Origin of the sequence: Pontibacter beigongshangensis, from assembly GCF_014332515.1 — a bacterium.
Classification (GTDB): Bacteria; Bacteroidota; Bacteroidia; order Cytophagales; family Hymenobacteraceae; genus Pontibacter; species Pontibacter beigongshangensis.
Window position 1 is genome coordinate 310,379 of sequence record NZ_VFSD01000002.1, and the last position, 15,916, is coordinate 326,294.

Consider the following 15,916-nt stretch of genomic DNA (forward strand, 5'->3'; position numbering starts at 1 on the left):
GCCATATTTGTAGCCCACGAGCCGAAGCATTCCATATAAATGAAGCCCTTTCACATATTCCTCTTTTTTATTTCTTTGCTCCTGCTGCCATTCACAGGCGTTGCCCAAAGCAAGACCAAGTCGAAGGCACAGCTGGAAAAAGAGAAAAAAGAAAACCTGAGGCGCATACAGGAAGCCAACCGGGTGCTGCAACAGACCAAGGTGAAGAAAGAAGCCTCGCTTGGCCAGCTCAACGCCATCAAAGAAAAAATCACGGTGCAGAAAGAGGTGATCGGCACCATCTCCAAAGAAATAAAGTACATCGAGTCTGATGTAAAAGAGAACGAAGGAATTGTGAATGCGCTGCAGCACGACCTGGAGCAGCTAAAGGCAGAGTATGCCCGCATGGTGTATGCCGCCTCCAAAACGGCCAACAGCTACAACAAGCTCATGTTCCTGTTCGCGGCCGAGTCGTTTAACCAGTTTGTGAGGCGCATGCGCTACCTGCAGCAGTACTCCGAAGCCCGTAAAAAGCAGGTGGAGCAAATAAGCAAGGTGCAGGCCGCCCTAAACGGGCACCTGACCATACTGGAAGCCAAAAGGCGCGAAAAGCAGGGCCTGCTGAGCAAGCAGCTCGTAGAAAACAAAAACCTCCTCACCCTCAAAACGCAGCAGGACAACATGGTGCAGCAGCTCAGCAAACAGGAGGAGAGCCTCAAAAAAGAAGTGGCACAGCGCCAGCAGGCCGTTAAGAAGCTCGACAACCTGATTGCCGACATGGTGCGCGAGGAGATGGCAAGAGCTGCCAGGGCAGCCCGCGAAGAAGGCCGAAAAGCCAGTGGCAGCCCCAACAAGATTACGCTTACGCCGGAGGCGGCCCTTATATCATCTAACTTCTCGGGCAACAAAGGTCGCCTGGCCTGGCCGGTATCGCGCGGATTTATCTCGCAGCGCTTCGGCCGGCACAACCACCCGGTTCTGAAAGGGGTAGTGGTAGAGAACCGCGGCATAGACATCCAGACAGCCAACGGAGAAAATGCCCGCGCCATTTTTGAAGGCAAGGTTGTGACAGTGGCCAGCGTGCCGGGTATGAACAATATTGTGATGATCCAGCACGGAGAGTTTTTTACGGTGTATGCCAAACTCAAATCGGTGAGCGTATCAGAAGGGCAGAATGTGAAGCCCAACGACCCTATCGGCTCCGTTTTCACAGATGCCAACGGCACCACCGAGCTGCAGTTCCAGATCTGGAAAAACAGCGAAACCCTGAACCCGGAAGGCTGGATCAGGGCGAAGTAAGGAAATTTTATGGGGTGGTAAAAGAAGGGGGGAAGCTGAAACCGGCCTGGCAGGGCCTTTTGAAACAAACGGAAGCAATTATGCTAATGAAAAAGGCCCTCCGGAGCACTTTCTGCTGCGCTGTGAGGCTCTAGGGCTCCGGGAAATTAGGATACCCCTAAAAGTAAAAAAACACCCTACAGCGCAGGGTGCCTTTCCAAGCTATGAAAACAAACTTAATAAATTCTTTATATAAAACAGGAGCGTTTATTGCTCTTCCTGTATTAGTTTCAAACTAATGTAAATCTAATTTTTTTCTTATCCAACAACAGGCAGTTTTGCACCAGCCAAATTAGTAAAAAACTGCAGAAGGAAAAAACAATTCTATATATATTATAGCTAGGTGGATTATGCAATTTCCCACATTAGTACTTTAACAAATTCCGGGCCAACTTCCATAAAAATTATAACTCACTTACTATCAAACTTATAATGCCATATACCACCCTGTTTTGTTCCCATTTACGGAATCTGAGACCCAAAAAGGGACAATTCATTTCACAACAAATCGCTTAAAAGTCAAATTACCGACTCTGCCAGTTCTTTAGAGGCAAACAGGTAGAAGGAGCCTGCTATCTGCGCTGTTCCTCACTACGTTTCTGAGGCCACTCCCCGGCTGCAGGGCCAAACAAAATACCTGCAAGTAAACTAAAGTCAGGTTTTATGGGTTTTAATAAAATATATACCGTAATTTTGTCGTAATTTCATCTTCAAATTTTTAATACCATGGCAATCACCAACGCATTTCTTTTTATAGGAGGCCTCGGAGGCACTGAAGTTATTTTGATTCTGTTTGCAATCCTTCTTCTTTTCGGTGCAAAGCGAATTCCTGAGCTGGCAAGAGGCCTGGGCAAAGGCATACGGGAGTTTAAAGACGCAACTAAAGAAATTAAGAGCGACATCGAGAACTCGGTGAAAGACGACAGTACCACAAAGTAGCAGCAGCTTACTTATAATTCATTCTTAATCTTATACCCAGGGGTTAGCCTGACTATTGCCGGTATACCTGGGAGGAGGCGGACTGCCTGTTATCCTGACGGCAGTTCTCTTATCTGTTTGGCGATAACACCCTCCGGGCCCAGCCACAGCGTTGGCAAGGGCATCCGGGCGCGTAACTCGCTTCAAACAAGATCGAAAACGAATTAGAAAAACATATCGATTACGATAACAAACCTAAGGCAGTTTGAAAAAGTATAATTCGCTCCGCGCCGTACGCACGGATATAGAGAGCGGGCAGGTGACATGCCGCCAGCTCGTAGCGTACTACCTGCAAAACATTAAAGAGAAAGCCGAACTAAACGCTTTTCTGGAAGTATTTGAGGAAGAAGCCTACGCACAGGCCGAGGCCGTGAGCAGGAAAATAGCGAACGGCACCGCCGGCAAGCTAGCCGGCATGGTCATCGGCATAAAAGATGTGCTTGCTTACGAGGGCCACTCCCTACAGGCCTCCAGCCAGATACTGAAAGGTTTTAAATCGCTCTACACGGCTACGGCCGTAAAGCGACTGCTGGCAGAAGACGCCATTATTATCGGGCGCCAGAACTGCGATGAGTTTGCCATGGGCGGCTCCAACGAGAACTCCTCTTTTGGCCCGGTGCTCAACGCCGACGACCCTACACGCGTGCCGGGCGGTTCTTCGGGCGGTTCGGCAGCTGCCGTGCAGGCAGACATGTGCCTGGCCTCCATCGGCTCCGACACGGGCGGCTCTGTGCGCCAACCCGCCTCCTTCTGTGGCATTGTAGGTCTTAAGCCAACATATTCCCGCATTTCGCGCTTCGGGCTTGTCTCCTATGCCTCCTCTTTCGACCAGATTGGCGTGATTACACACAGTGTGGAAGACGCCGCCCTGCTGCTTGAGGTAATGGCCGGGCCAGATGACCTCGACAGCACCGTGAGCCACCGCGAAGTGCCGGCCTACAGCCAGGAACTTGCCACCGGCGACAAAAAATTTAAAATCGGCTATATCAGGGACTGTTTCGAGCGCGAAGGTCTGGATAAAGAGGTGAAAGACTGCATATTGGGTGTGAAAAGCATGCTCAAAGATGCAGGGCACGAGGTAGAGGCGGTAGACTTCCCATACCTCGACTACATCGTTCCCACCTATTACATCCTGACAACGGCTGAGGCTAGCTCTAACCTGGGGCGCTACGACGGCGTGAAGTACGGGTACCGCAGCCCAAACGTAACCGATCTGGAGTCACTTTACAAAAAAACGCGCTCCGAAGGCTTTGGCGACGAAGTGCAGCGCCGCATTATGCTGGGCACCTTTGTACTCAGCGCCGACTACTACGACGCCTATTATACTAAGGCTCAAAAAGTTAGGAGACTCATCAAGGAGAAAACCGATGAGCTGCTTCAAACGTACGACTTTCTTATATTACCCACTACTCCAACTACGGCTTTCAAGATAGGGGAGAATTCGGAGAACCTGCTGGCCATGTACCTGGCCGATATATTTACTGTGCAGGCCTCACTATCCGGTGTTCCGGCTATTTCTATTCCTGTAGGGCGCGACCAAAAAGGTCTGTCTATCGGTCTGCAGCTTATGAGCCGTTCATTTGAAGAAGCCTCCTTGCTGGCTTTCTCAAATCATATCCTTGAAAAGATCACCGTAGAAGTGTAATACAACAGCATGACGTACTCAAAATTTCTTACTATACTAACAGCTATAGTTGGCAGCGCCTTGGCCTTTAGTGCCAACGCTGCCAATTATGGTTTTAGGGTTAACAGTTTTATTCCGGAAGATTCGCTTAAACCTAAGCTGGATACTGCCTTGCTCGGGCAGGAGGAGCTGGTTGAATACATACCCAACGTGCCGCACGAGGTGATTCAGGACAGGCTAAGCTGCATTGAGTCTGAGATTCCGCTCACCTTTAATCCGTTTGTAAGGAGTTTTATCGATTACTTCACCATCCGTAACCGCAAGTACACCCGCACCATGATCTCGCGGCAGAATGTGTACTTCCCCATCTACGAGCGCTACCTTAAAAAACACAACATGCCGCAGGAGCTCAAGTATCTCTCTGTGGTGGAGTCGGGCCTTAACCCCAAAGCGGCCTCCTGGGCGGGCGCCGTCGGGCTCTGGCAATTTATCAGAACAACCGGCAAAGAGTACGGGCTGGACCAGAACCAGTACATAGATGAGCGCATGGACCCCGAAAAAGCAACGGAGGCCGCCTGTCGGTTTCTGAAGCGGCTCTACCATGTGTACGGCGACTGGGAACTGGCCATGGCTGCCTACAACTGCGGCCCGGGCAACGTGAACAAAGCTATCAGGCGTGCAGGAGGCGGGAAAAAAACGTTCTGGCAGGTGTTCCCTTACCTGCCAAAGGAAACCCGCAGCTACGTGCCTTCCATGACCGCCGTAATATACGCCATGAACTACGCGCCGGAGCATAACATCTTCTCAGATTCTATTCTGTACGCCACTCCTACGGAGCACCTGGTCATCAACCAGCACCTGGACCTGGAGCGGTTTGCCGAGGAACTGCACATAGCACCGGAAAAACTGATGGCACTGAATCCGGAGATCAAGAAAAGTGAGCTTCCGGGAAATATTAAAAACTATAAGCTGCGTGTGCCAGCAAACAGCCTCGCCCTGCTAAAAACGGATCAGGAGTGTATCCTGCTTGCCTCGCTGCCTGGTTCTGAACTTTATGCTCCGGTACCTGTAACTGTTCCAGACGAAACTCCTGCCCTGCTGGCTTCTTCCGCTGAGGCAGATACCGTGCAGAAAGTAACGTATGTAGTAAAACGCGGGGATAACCTGGTAAGAATAGCTTTAAGGCATCAGGTAACAGTAGCAGATCTGATAAAGTGGAATGAGCTGGAGAACAACTATATCCTGCCTGATCAAAAACTGACCATCCTGCAACCCGTAGCTGAAAATACCACCACGCTGCTTGCTTCTGCTGCACCTGCCAGATCAGCACAGCCAGCCGCCAAAAAAGCAGCTGCGCCAAAGCCGAAGATGAAAAAGATTCATCATGTGCAGCCAGGCGACACGCTCTGGGACATTTCGCAGAAATACAATGGCATTACCGTAGAGCAGATAAAAAAGGTGAACAACCTGAAATCCAACAGGCTGAAGCCTGGCCAGAAGCTGATTATCAGCTAAGTCGGGTACAATCAGAGTTACTATACAACAGCACCTCCTGGAGCAGGGGGTGCTGTTTTGCATTAGAGTTACCGGCATGCCCATGCTCGCTGCCTCCCTGAGGTTTCCGGAACAGGGGCAGGAAGCTCCGGAGGGCCATTTTGATTAGCATAATTTGGTCTGTCTGCACGATGATCAGGATATCAGATTCGTCGCCACGGATCTGCGGTGCTCAGGCTGCAAGCTACGGGTATGGCGCAGCTTATCGAGCTTGTGGTAATAGAGGTAAGAAATAACCAGAATGCCAAATACCACCAGCGGAAAGAGCGTTTGTCCGTGGAAGCCGTCTACCATGCCATGACTCACAAAGGCTGAGATCATGGTAAACCCGAAACCGGCATACGCCCACTCTTTATACCGGCCACTCACAAAGGGGAGCACCAAAGCCAAAGCACCCGCCACTTTAAATACCGTTAGCATCACTCTGAAATAGTCGGGGTAACCCAGATGCCGGATGCCTTCCACAGCAAGTTCTGTATGTGAAGTAAAGGCTGGCATAACGCCTTCAAAAAGAAATATAATTCCGGTGGTGGTCCAGTAAATAATTTTGGTTGTTTTAGTTGCTTTCATATCTCCTGAAGTTTTGGTTATGACAAAGGAAGTAAAATCCGCCCACTTGTAGGCGGTATGATTATGACATTGTAAGGGGGCTTTTGCGGCCGGTTAAAAATAAGAGATTGGCAACGGCAGCAGCGTTATCAGAAAGCTTTCCAATTATTTTCTTACCTTATATTATTCTTTTTGAGAACCTGCGCCTATCCCCCTATGACACACAACTTTTTCCAGAACATACACGAGGCGCTGAACAGGCTTCCGGAGGAGGAACTTATCGTTTGGCCATCAGGAGAAGCAGGTACCGCTGCCGTTTCATTTACAGGCAACGATTTACAAAAGCAGATTGCTGCTACCAGGCATACCATAGAAAACGAGCAGGTACAAAAGGGTCAGCAGGTGATGCTGGCAATACCAGTCAGCATTAGTCTTATCTGCTCTTTGTTAGCCGTAATGGCCGCAGGCGCTGTGCCTGTTCTACCGCCTGCCAAGGCTTCTAAATTCATGCTGCTCAAGCTGTTGTACCACAGCAATGTACAAGCGATCTTAACAATAGGGAAACGATCTCTCACCTTCCGTTTGCTGGCCAGAGTCCTTAACATCAAACTTATCTCTTTAAACCAGGCAGCAAACAGCATTACGGCAACCTGGCTTCCTCCTACACCTGTTTCTCCTGAACAGCCTGCCCTTATTTCCCATAGTTCCGGTTCTACAGGCAAGCCAAAGGCCATCTACAGGAGCCATCGTATCCTGCAGGCGCAACACCAGGTGCTCACCCAAATCTTCCCGCCATGGCCGGGGCTGCGCGACTTTCCGCTCTTCCCCAACATCCTGCTCCACAACCTGTCGCTGGGTACTACCAGTATTTTACCTGATCTTCCCTGGGCTGATCTAACCCAACTGAATCCGGCACGAATTGTGGAGCAAATAAAAAAGCAGCAGATAGATACAATTACCGGGAATTTATATTATTTTAGAAAGTTGCTTCAGTACCTGCAACAGCATAACATAGTACTATCGCAGGTGAAGGCAGTCGGCCTAGGAGGCTCTCCTATTACAGAAAGGCTGGCGCATGACCTTAAAACTGTTTTCCCGCTGGCAACGGTTTACATCATTTACGGGTCGTCGGAGGCAGAGCCTATCGCCGTACGGGAAGTGGGAGCTGTGAGGGAGGACCCGCAGAAGGGATATGCGGTTGGGGCCGTACATGCTTCGCTGGAATGTAAAATTGAAAGCATAGGCGAAATCGTGCTGCCCGGTGGTGGTGCTTTTAGTGTAGGGGAAATTCAGGTGAGAGGTGCTCACGTGGTGGCATCAGGAAAAGACGGTTGGCTCAGCACCGGCGACTTCGGCTACCTGGATCGTAATAAAAACCTGTATTTGACAGGCCGCAAAGGAAACGAGCAACTTCACCAGGGCGTGCAGCATTACCAGTTGGAGCACGTGCTCCAGCACCAGCCAGGTATTTTGCAGGCAGCGGCAATCGCTACGGCAACAGGCTTTGATATTTACCTGGAAGGAACAGCAAAAGAGGCTGACATCAGGGAAGCGCTGCGGCAGTATTTTCCTGTTCCGGTTATTAAGGGCATATATTTCAGGGAGCATTTACCAGTAGATTCGCGCCATCATTCAAAAATACTTTACGCCAAAATTACCTAAGTGCCACTGCGATTCAATTTTAAAAAAATTTTATACCTGCATAAGAATTCCCAGGCGGCCAGAGGTCGCGGAATAGCGGTCACGAGCGAGGACGCTCACGCCATCATAATTTTTAATTTCTAATTTTTAATTTGCGAAGCAGCGTATGTACTCAGAGTTTTATAACGTGGAGCTGGACAGGATACGCTATTCTTTGGTTTGGGAAGACAGCAACACCCTGTATAAAGCACTGGACATTAGGCCCGCTGACCACCTGCTAATCATTACATCAGCCGGCTGCAACGTGCTCAACGCGCTACTTAAAGCCCCTGCCCAGATCACGGCTATCGACCTGAACCCGGTCCAGAACAGGCTGCTGCTGCTCAAAAAGCACCTTATCCTGCATTACGAATACCCTGTCTTCCGGGCACTTCTGGGCCTGGATGGTGCAGCGAGTGTCAGAAAAACCTGGCAACAAGTGGCTCCTACGCTACCCGAAGACATGCTCCGCTACTGGACACCCTTCTTCCAGAACCACCCCAACGGGCTACTGGCCGCAGGAAAACTGGAAACATACCTCCATATCTTTTACCATACGCTAAGCAAGCAGCTGAAGGAAAAGCTACAGAAATTAATAACATTTGATAAGGTAACCGAACAGTACGACTTCTTTCTGAATGAGCTGCACCTAACGCCATTCCAGCAGCAGTTCACCGATTATTTCGACGAGGCGAACCTGAGCAAAGGCCGCGACCCGAAGCTGTTTAAGTATGCTGAAGAATCAGGAGGCGCCACATTTTATAAACGGCTGGTGGCGCAGGTGGCGTCGGTGCCGGTAAAGCAGAACTTCTTTTTCCGTTTTTTCTTTTTCGGACCAACAAACATACCGCCACACCTCCTGCCGCCGTGCTACCAGGAGCAACATTACGAGCAACTACGGCAGCAACTACACAAGCTAAAGGTAGTAAATGCCGAAGCCATCGATTATCTGCTGTCGGAGGAAGGGCGGCAGCTAAACAAGGTCAGCTTGTCGAACATTTTTGAGTATACCAGTCCCGAAGAATTTGAGCATGTATACCACAAGCTGTTCTCAGACCCGAACCGAAACCTCCGCATGGTTTTCTGGAACCTGTTGCAGGAGCAGGGAGCCGGTTTACCCTCCGACCCGTGGTTGAACAGTTCACTTTCAGAAGCGCTTACGGCCACAGATGCCTGTTTTTATTTCAGGAATGTGCGGGTGCAGGCAAATTCATTTTCAGCTGTAAAAGGCTGAACAGACACCGGATTACGGCAAAGGCCCTGGGCAGCAGCAGGTGCAGAGATGTCTGGAGGGCACTTTTCATTAGCATAATTCCGGCATGCTTGTGTGCCGGTGCTCTTCCGGATTTTCTAATCCGAAAGTTCACTGCCGGGGATTTCCAGACTGAGAAGTCTGGAAGAGCAGAAGAGCAGTAAACCAGTATGAAAGCCAAGTTATGATACGGTTGCCTGAACTAGCAGATTTCTCCCTGTGTCGAAATGACAAAAATGGAATTAGGCATTCTATAATAAGATTATGACTGCAACGCCACTGCCGACAAACCAATTATTTGAATAAAAACAGACCTCCGGAGCTAATGGTGCTGTTGTACAACCTATAGCTAAAACATTGTCAAGTTCCGGAGCATTAAAATATTGCACCCAAACAACATCCTTATGGAGAGCCACTATTTCACCGCCCCTTTTATACAGCAGCTGATGCGGGAGCACGCGCCGGCCCAGAACATTACAGTACACAAAGTCACGCCCATACCCGTAGATAACTCTGCGAGTATACTGGTAGTACTGACTGCCGGAAGCACTGATAAATTTATGGGCCACTTTGGGCTGGAGGTGACCTACGAGGCAAACGGCATAGCAGAAAAGCGTCGTATGGTGCTGAAAGCCAAGCCCCATGGCGATGAAATTGTTACCATGCTCAACACCCTGGCACAACTATGCGGCGGCGAGCTGGCTGCGGTATACCCACAGTACAAAGCCCTTACCGGCTTTCAGCATACCCACATGCGCGAACTGGAGGTGTATGGCAAGCTGCCCAACCACCTGAGCCCGGAGATCTATGGCCTGCGTGCCGAACCGGAGCATGGCGTTTACTTGATTTTGATGGAATACCTGGAGGAGGTGGAGCTGCTGAATGCCGTAATGCAACCCCAAAAATGGACCGACGCCCACATCAGAACAGCCCTGAAACAGATAGCCCTGTGGCACGCCGCCCACCTGGAGCGACAGCTGCCATTAGATAAAACCCATTGGACAGACGTACCCTCCAAAGCTTACATGCTGCAGCTGGAGCCCCTGTGGCAGGCACTTCTACAAAATGCGGCCGACAAGTTTCCGGATCTTTACACGCCAGCCCGGGTGGCGCTGCTGCAACATGCCATTGATAACCTTCCTGCTTACTGGCAGGAGCTAGAGCAGATGCCCAAAACATTTATCCACAACGACCTGAACCCGCGCAACACCTGCTTCAGAAGATATGGTTCGGAATTTGAATTCTGCGTGTATGATTGGGAGCTGTCTACCTGGCACGTGCCGCAGTACGATGTGGTGGAGCTCCTTAGTTTTGTGCTCGATGCGGAGAAGTACGACCTGCGGGAGGAGTACCTGGAGTTTTACAGGCAGGAGCTGCACCATCTCACAGGGCAGTTTGAGGACAAGGCGCTCTTTGCCAAAGGCTTTTACCTTGCTGCCTACGATTTTGGGTTGCACCGCCTGGGCATGTACATGATGGCACACTCCGTTAGCCCCTACCCTTTCCTGCCGCGCGTGGCAAACAGCTTCTTCAATACACTGGAGCAGGCTCAGGAGGCGTCGATGGATTTTCCGAATAAGGCGTACTTAGCCAATTCGTAAGGCAGCGAATTGGTGAAGTGGGTGGAGTAGTTGTCGGAGCGCATGAGGCAGAAGATCACCTCCTCGTACAGCTCCTTAAAGGTTAACATGGTGTAGGCGCCGAGGTACGTCATGAGCCCCTGCTGCCTGAAATCCGGATGCACGCCCACTGTTTTTACCAGCAGCACCTTTTCCCGCAGCCTCGGGTAATCGCGGGCAAAGGTTGGTGAAACCCCGGCGGGCAGCGGCAAGCTCTGGTAATTAGGGTGGCAAAAGCTCATGGCTACAAATTTCTCTGTCTCTTTATGCCGGAACAGCACGGAGGAGTTCGGACAAAGCTTCTGGGCAAAAGCCAAATTATAAAGCATGTTAAACTGCTCCCTGGGCACCGGCTTGTAAGCAGGGTTGCTGCCGAATACCTCGTGCACCAGTTCAAAGATTTCCTGCTCGTACTGCTGCCAGGTTTCGGGCGTGAGCGGCACAAAATCATACGGAATTTTCTGCACCTCCTCCAGGTACAGTTTCTTGTTCATGTACACAGCTGGTATGTCTTCTTTGCAGATGCACCTGCTCTCAAACAGGCTCTGGGGGGCGTACCCCAGTTGCTCCAGCAAGCACCCATAGTACACCGGGTTCACCGGCTCCCGATCGAACACACCCCACGAGGGCAGCTCTACCAGCCGCAGCCGGTAGCGCTGAAACGTATTGAAATGCAGCGGACCTGTGATGTTGGCCTTACCTCTGGCCTTCGCGTCAGCTTCGAACAAAGCAAAAGCCTCCTGGTTTATAGAGAGATTATCTGTCGTTTCCCAAAAGCCAAAATGAGCCTCTGCCGAATCTTTCGGGAAGATGCCCACCAGCCGCAACCGCCGATGATCGGTGTAAACGATGATCTCGTTTCGTGCGGACTCCAAATCAAACAGCCGTTGTACGGCAGCCGGATCTTCGTGCAGGGTATAAGGCAGTTCCGCATAGAGCGGCGGCACGAGTGTAAAGAAACTTGCTGGCAAGGTGCCGGTATAGCCAAAGCGGTCTATCATGCTACTACTTTTATTTCTCCTGAGCTGCCATTCATCAGCACCCGCTCTCCAGATTTCAGATGCTTTGTTAGCCCGGGCACATTAATAATAGTGGGAATTCCCAACTCCCGCAACAAAATAACCGAGTGCGAGAGCGAAGAGCCTTTCTCGATCAGTACGCCCAGGCATGTCGGGAAGAGAGCCGCCCAACCCGGGTCGGTGCGGAGGGCACACACGATCTTTCCGGAAACGTTCAGATCACTACCGGGTTCTGTGATCACGACCACCTCCCCCGTTACCACTCCCTGAAAACAGCCGGTGCCGCGCAAGAGACCATCGGTCCAACTGGCTGCCTCCACCTGCGCTACCGGCGGACTTGGCACCACTACCCTTGCCGGCACCTCCACGTTTCTGTACAACTCAAATTCCATTTTCCGGCTCTCCGCTACACCTGCTACTCCGGTTTCAGCCTCCGCAAGCAATGCCTGCTCTATTTCCTCCTCTTCCAGGTAAAACACATCTGCCGCTGCTGTCAAAGCTCCCTGCTCCTGCAGGTAATGGCCCATGCGCACATACAGCGCCCGGTACATGCCAAACAGCCGCGTACGCTCCAGCCGCAACGATTCCCGGTACCGGATCGCCTGCTGCAGCTTCTGCAGACTTTCCCTAACCTTTTTCTGAAATATGGCTCCCCTGCTGCTGAGTAAATCCTGCAGCTCTGCCTCTGCGGCTGTCTTAAAGTTGGTGTTACTGTCTGTAACAAGGGAAGGCGCCGTGGTGGAGGCCAGGTAGTTGCACAAGTATTTGTAGAAGATGAGCGGCTGCAGGCGCATGGTCTGCGTTTCCAGCTTCAGTTCGCCTACAGTGCGGTCGCCGTACTGTGCTATAAAAGCTGCTACCCCGGCATGGAATTCAGAGAACTTTTCCTGCACCTGCTGATGGATAGTTTCGGGCAAATCAAGAATCAACTGCTTCAGCTCCTGCTGTTGCCAGGCCTGGTAGGCCAGCTTTTGCATGGCGCGGGTGGGCTGCGTGCTTTCTATCTGGTGATCACCGGAAAGGTAGCGGCTCAGGAATTCGTCAGTGTCTTTTAAGCCTGCTTTCTTCAGGTGGCGCGCTACCCGGCCATTCATCATCATCACATAAAAATCGTTGATGATGGGCGTGGTCCAGTTTTGCAGGAGTTCCTGGTCCAGCAGCTTTTTGAGTTTGAGCAGTTCTTCAGGATTTAGAGCCTCTAGCTGCTGCCGGTAGAAATAATGGTAGTGCTTCTGGAAATGCGCCTGAAAAGCCGGAACAGATTTAGGGAGCCTGCTAAAAGCCCATAGCAGCCGCGACAGGTTCACCAGCAGGCCCGGCAGGAGCTTTACTTTTTCTAGCAGTGTCTTTTCCCGGTCCTCCACAAAGTCTACGGGTTCCTCCAGCCCCATCATCCGCTCCATGTCGGCTTTGTTTTGTTTAAAAGACGGGAGGAGCTGCAGCCCTCTGTACCAGTTGTTGATGTTGTAGTATATGCGCCCCTGCACCAGCCCCAGCAGCTGCGTAACCACCTGCTCCTGTGCCTGCACTTCCTGCTCCGATAAGCCCAGCACCTGCATAGTTTGCCGGTAAACAGTGGCGTAGGCGCGCCTGGCAAAGCTGAAGGTAAGCGGAGTGGTTACACCGCAATAGCTCTCCTGTATGTTGGAGTTGTCGTACACTACTATCTCCGGAATTGCCTGCGTGATAGGCCGTGACTGCACGATAAACAGCTGCTGCTCCGTTACCACAAACTCAATGTCCTGCGGAGCACCAAACGCTTTTTCTATTTTTATGCCAGTATTGTAAAGCTCCTGAAGCTGCGGGATGGTTAAACAGGCCGTTGTTTGTTGTTGTACAGCTACGGCTGCTGTTTGCAGGCCTGCTGCCTCTGCTGCCAGCAACTGTTCCTCTTTTTGGGCCAATACTTCACGATGCAGCTTACCGGCGCTTTTCAGAAAATAGAATTCGTCCGCATCTGTTGTTCCCTGCACCAGCCCCTCCCCGAAGCCCCAGGTGGCATGAACCGTCAGCTCCTGTGGGTACTCCGGGAAGGTGGTAAAAAGCACGCCGCTGGCAACTGGCTGCACCTGCTGCTGCAGGATTACAGCCGGTCTTGCTCCGAGTGTCAGGCCTTTCATGTTCCGGTAGGCGACAGCCCGGTCGCCGTAGGCACTGGCTGCGCATTTTTTGATGGCTGTCAGCACGTCTTCCAGAGTCGTCAGGTTCAGGAACGAATCCATGATGCCGGGGAAGGCGTCATGCTGCCCGTCTTCATCAGCGATGGAAGACCGCACCACCACCGGCTGCTCCGGGAAATTCCAGCTTTTCAGCACTGCTTTGATCTCTGTTAAAGTTGATTCAGGAAGCACAAAATCCAGCAACCGCGTCTTTCTTTCTGCAGTAGCAGTGGCAGGCAAATCCTTCAAGGCAGCATCAAACACTTCGGCAGGAATAACCGCAAAAGGTGGCACGTTCAGGCCAGCGCCCTGCAGCCTGAAAAGTCCACTGGCTTTGCCGCCTATGGTAAAGGCCTTTGCTTGTTGCTGGTTCTGTAGAAGCATGTTTTTTAAAGGGACAAAGTTATCAAGACCCAGGACTTTTATATTCAATTGATTTTCAGGAAGCTAAATCTTACTTCGACTTAAGAAATCATAGTCTTATTTCATCCAGCTACTTAGCATTTTTTGTCCCCCTTTGAAGGGGTAGGGGGATGATTGCCAGTGCAAACAGGTGAAAGTATAGTTTTAAGGCACCTGAAACAAAAATCAAAATAAACAGCAAAAGCTTTACGGCAGAAATAATTCATTCCCAATCCCTTTCAAAGCTCATCTTGCAGAAAAAGGCAGCTTGTAGGCCGCTGGAGAGAGCTTGCAGCTCGTATCTTTTTCTCTTTGAACTAAAGCATGTAAAGAATCAACCCTTAACAACTTGATCTTGCCCCTTTTAAATTGCCAGTGGGATAAAAGTAAGAGCTGCAAGCTCGCACCAGCGAACGAAACTTAGCGTTTAAGCTTGATTTTCCCTTGTAAGATCCGCCTCAAAAGAGGGAACAATTAGCACTATTTCCGCTTTGACCAGAGCATCCGCTATCAAAAATGCACCTCCACGATAATCGACAAGTAACTAACCAGCATGAAGAGCGAAACGAACACCTCTGCCAGCTTCAGCGTTTTTTCCTGTGGCCTGCGGAGCGAGAACAGGTACAGGCCAAGGGTAAGGAGGTACAGCAGCCCCAGCAGCACAAAAGGCCAGAGCCGGGCTTGCAGCAGCCAGAGCAGGTAACTCTGCACTGCCACCCCCAGCAGCAGAATAACCAGCACCGTTATGATGGCCAGCCCGAAGCCCATCGATTTGGAGTAGGAATCTACCAGCTCCCGCTCGGCCTCCTGCGCGTGTATCTTGCGGGCTATCTCAAATGAAAAACCACCCAGCAGGCTGAGCATGGCCAGCATAAAAAAGGTGGTGGAAAGGCCATAGTCTGGCACATAAGCCGACCAGATCCAGAGAATCACCAGGGGCATGATGAGCATGTGCGTGATGGCGTAGAGCACCAGCCGTTTCTTGAGGTAGTCGCTTACAAAAAACTCGTACCGCATGAGCAGGCTATAGCCTATCGCCAGGGCCCAGCAAACAAAAGTTGGCACGCCCATCAGCCAGGCCCAGATTAGCTCTAGTGCCACCCCAGCCAGCGCCAGCACCACCAGTTGCCTGATCGTGACCCGGCCCGACTGCAGCACCCGCTGCGGATGGTTGATGGCATCGAGGTCGTAGTCTTTTATCTCATCGAACACCCGCAACCGGAAGAAAAAGGAAATGGTTGCCACCATGCCCAAAACTTCTTTCCAGCCAAAAACCGGGGGCTCCGCAGCCGCCGAGAAATAGGTTGCCACCGCATGCACCGTCAGGAACAGGATGGCAAACAGAGCCATGTTGATGACAGGGAATCTTTCCTTAAAATAAGCCCACAGGTTACTGGCCATACTGATGTGTTCTGTAAAATATTTCTTTGGGTTCGGGAGTAATTATTTTATTCATTTGTGCGGCAGCAAACTACGAAGCAAATGCAGTTGCCCGGTGCACCATTTGAGGCTCCACTCTCTGAGCGTTCAGCGAGTTTTAGAGCATCTTGATTCTTTTGGTTCTTTTTGTATCAAGACCAAAGTCGTCAGGCTAAGCAAAACGCTTTCGTACTGTTACTTCAGAAAAAGCTGCACCGCTGGCCCTTGTTGGGTGTTTTTCACCAACAAGCACCGCGGCTGCCCAATATGCAAAAGTATTAAATAAGCGTCTGAAGGCCTTTCTCCTACTTAGTCTGACGGCTATGGTCTTGATAAATAAAGAA

The 15,916-nt window shown here is 50.9% G+C and carries 11 protein-coding genes; 7 read left to right on the forward strand and 4 right to left on the reverse strand.

Annotation, left to right across the window (positions count from 1 at the left end):
* Positions 1 to 39: 39 nt before the first annotated feature.
* The 4 genes from FJM74_RS03430 to FJM74_RS03445 all read left to right on the forward strand — a co-directional run bounded on the left by FJM74_RS03430 (position 40) and on the right by FJM74_RS03445 (position 5,434).
* On the forward strand, positions 40 to 1,278 hold the full coding sequence (locus tag FJM74_RS03430; RefSeq protein ID WP_187261146.1) for a murein hydrolase activator EnvC family protein: 1,239 nt from the start codon (positions 40 to 42) through the stop codon (positions 1,276 to 1,278).
* A gap of 765 nt (positions 1,279 to 2,043) precedes the next feature.
* Entirely contained in the window at positions 2,044 to 2,256 is a 213-nt protein-coding gene (locus FJM74_RS03435; RefSeq protein ID WP_187261147.1) for a Sec-independent protein translocase subunit TatA/TatB, read from the forward strand.
* Between the two features lie 244 nt (positions 2,257 to 2,500).
* Positions 2,501 to 3,940: an Asp-tRNA(Asn)/Glu-tRNA(Gln) amidotransferase subunit GatA gene (gene gatA / locus FJM74_RS03440; protein WP_187261148.1), complete on the forward strand. Its 1,440-nt coding sequence runs from the start codon at positions 2,501 to 2,503 to the stop codon at positions 3,938 to 3,940.
* Positions 3,941 to 3,949: 9 nt separating this feature from the next.
* A complete protein-coding gene (locus FJM74_RS03445; protein WP_187261149.1) occupies positions 3,950 to 5,434 on the forward strand; it encodes a lytic transglycosylase domain-containing protein in 1,485 nt (494 codons plus the stop codon).
* Between the two features lie 174 nt (positions 5,435 to 5,608).
* Here FJM74_RS03445 and FJM74_RS03450 read toward each other — a convergent pair whose 3' ends face one another.
* Positions 5,609 to 6,043: a DoxX family protein gene (locus FJM74_RS03450; RefSeq protein WP_187261150.1), complete on the reverse strand. Its 435-nt coding sequence runs from the start codon at positions 6,041 to 6,043 to the stop codon at positions 5,609 to 5,611.
* Between the two features lie 195 nt (positions 6,044 to 6,238).
* On the opposite strand from FJM74_RS03450, the gene FJM74_RS03455 reads away from it, so the two are divergent.
* The 3 genes from FJM74_RS03455 to FJM74_RS03465 all read left to right on the forward strand — a co-directional run bounded on the left by FJM74_RS03455 (position 6,239) and on the right by FJM74_RS03465 (position 10,555).
* On the forward strand, positions 6,239 to 7,684 hold the full coding sequence (locus FJM74_RS03455; RefSeq protein ID WP_187261151.1) for an AMP-binding protein: 1,446 nt from the start codon (positions 6,239 to 6,241) through the stop codon (positions 7,682 to 7,684).
* Between the two features lie 145 nt (positions 7,685 to 7,829).
* Positions 7,830 to 8,936, forward strand: coding sequence for a DUF3419 family protein (locus tag FJM74_RS03460; protein WP_187261152.1), 1,107 nt, complete (start codon positions 7,830 to 7,832; stop codon positions 8,934 to 8,936).
* Positions 8,937 to 9,358: 422 nt separating this feature from the next.
* The gene (locus FJM74_RS03465; protein ID WP_187261153.1) at positions 9,359 to 10,555 is read left to right on the forward strand and encodes an aminoglycoside phosphotransferase family protein; all 1,197 of its coding nucleotides are present in this window, start codon (positions 9,359 to 9,361) and stop codon (positions 10,553 to 10,555) included.
* Here FJM74_RS03465 and FJM74_RS03470 read toward each other — a convergent pair.
* The 3 genes from FJM74_RS03470 to FJM74_RS03480 form a co-directional block, all read right to left on the reverse strand.
* Positions 10,504 to 11,574, reverse strand: a complete 1,071-nt coding sequence (locus FJM74_RS03470) for a hypothetical protein (protein WP_187261154.1) — start codon at positions 11,572 to 11,574, stop codon at positions 10,504 to 10,506. The genes FJM74_RS03465 and FJM74_RS03470 overlap by 52 nt on opposite strands.
* A complete protein-coding gene (locus FJM74_RS03475) occupies positions 11,571 to 14,135 on the reverse strand; it encodes a PEP/pyruvate-binding domain-containing protein (protein WP_187261155.1) in 2,565 nt (854 codons plus the stop codon). Before FJM74_RS03475 ends, FJM74_RS03470 begins: the two co-directional genes overlap by 4 nt.
* A gap of 528 nt (positions 14,136 to 14,663) precedes the next feature.
* A complete protein-coding gene (locus FJM74_RS03480; RefSeq protein WP_187261156.1) occupies positions 14,664 to 15,554 on the reverse strand; it encodes a UbiA family prenyltransferase in 891 nt (296 codons plus the stop codon).
* Positions 15,555 to 15,916 lie beyond the last annotated feature (362 nt).

What these genes read in the sequence shown, in the direction of transcription:
- FJM74_RS03455 (WP_187261151.1), top strand. Translation starts at nt 6,239, where the DNA reads ATGACACACAACTTTTTCCAGAACATACACGAGGCGCTGAACAGGCTT.
- FJM74_RS03460 (WP_187261152.1), top strand. Translation starts at nt 7,830, where the DNA reads ATGTACTCAGAGTTTTATAACGTGGAGCTGGACAGGATACGCTATTCT.
- FJM74_RS03480 (WP_187261156.1), bottom strand. Translation starts at nt 15,554, where the DNA reads ATGGCCAGTAACCTGTGGGCTTATTTTAAGGAAAGATTCCCTGTCATC.
- FJM74_RS03470 (WP_187261154.1), bottom strand. Translation starts at nt 11,574, where the DNA reads ATGATAGACCGCTTTGGCTATACCGGCACCTTGCCAGCAAGTTTCTTT.
- FJM74_RS03430 (WP_187261146.1), top strand. Translation starts at nt 40, where the DNA reads ATGAAGCCCTTTCACATATTCCTCTTTTTTATTTCTTTGCTCCTGCTG.
- FJM74_RS03445 (WP_187261149.1), top strand. Translation starts at nt 3,950, where the DNA reads ATGACGTACTCAAAATTTCTTACTATACTAACAGCTATAGTTGGCAGC.
- FJM74_RS03450 (WP_187261150.1), bottom strand. Translation starts at nt 6,043, where the DNA reads ATGAAAGCAACTAAAACAACCAAAATTATTTACTGGACCACCACCGGA.
- FJM74_RS03475 (WP_187261155.1), bottom strand. Translation starts at nt 14,135, where the DNA reads ATGCTTCTACAGAACCAGCAACAAGCAAAGGCCTTTACCATAGGCGGC.
- FJM74_RS03465 (WP_187261153.1), top strand. Translation starts at nt 9,359, where the DNA reads ATGGAGAGCCACTATTTCACCGCCCCTTTTATACAGCAGCTGATGCGG.
- FJM74_RS03435 (WP_187261147.1), top strand. Translation starts at nt 2,044, where the DNA reads ATGGCAATCACCAACGCATTTCTTTTTATAGGAGGCCTCGGAGGCACT.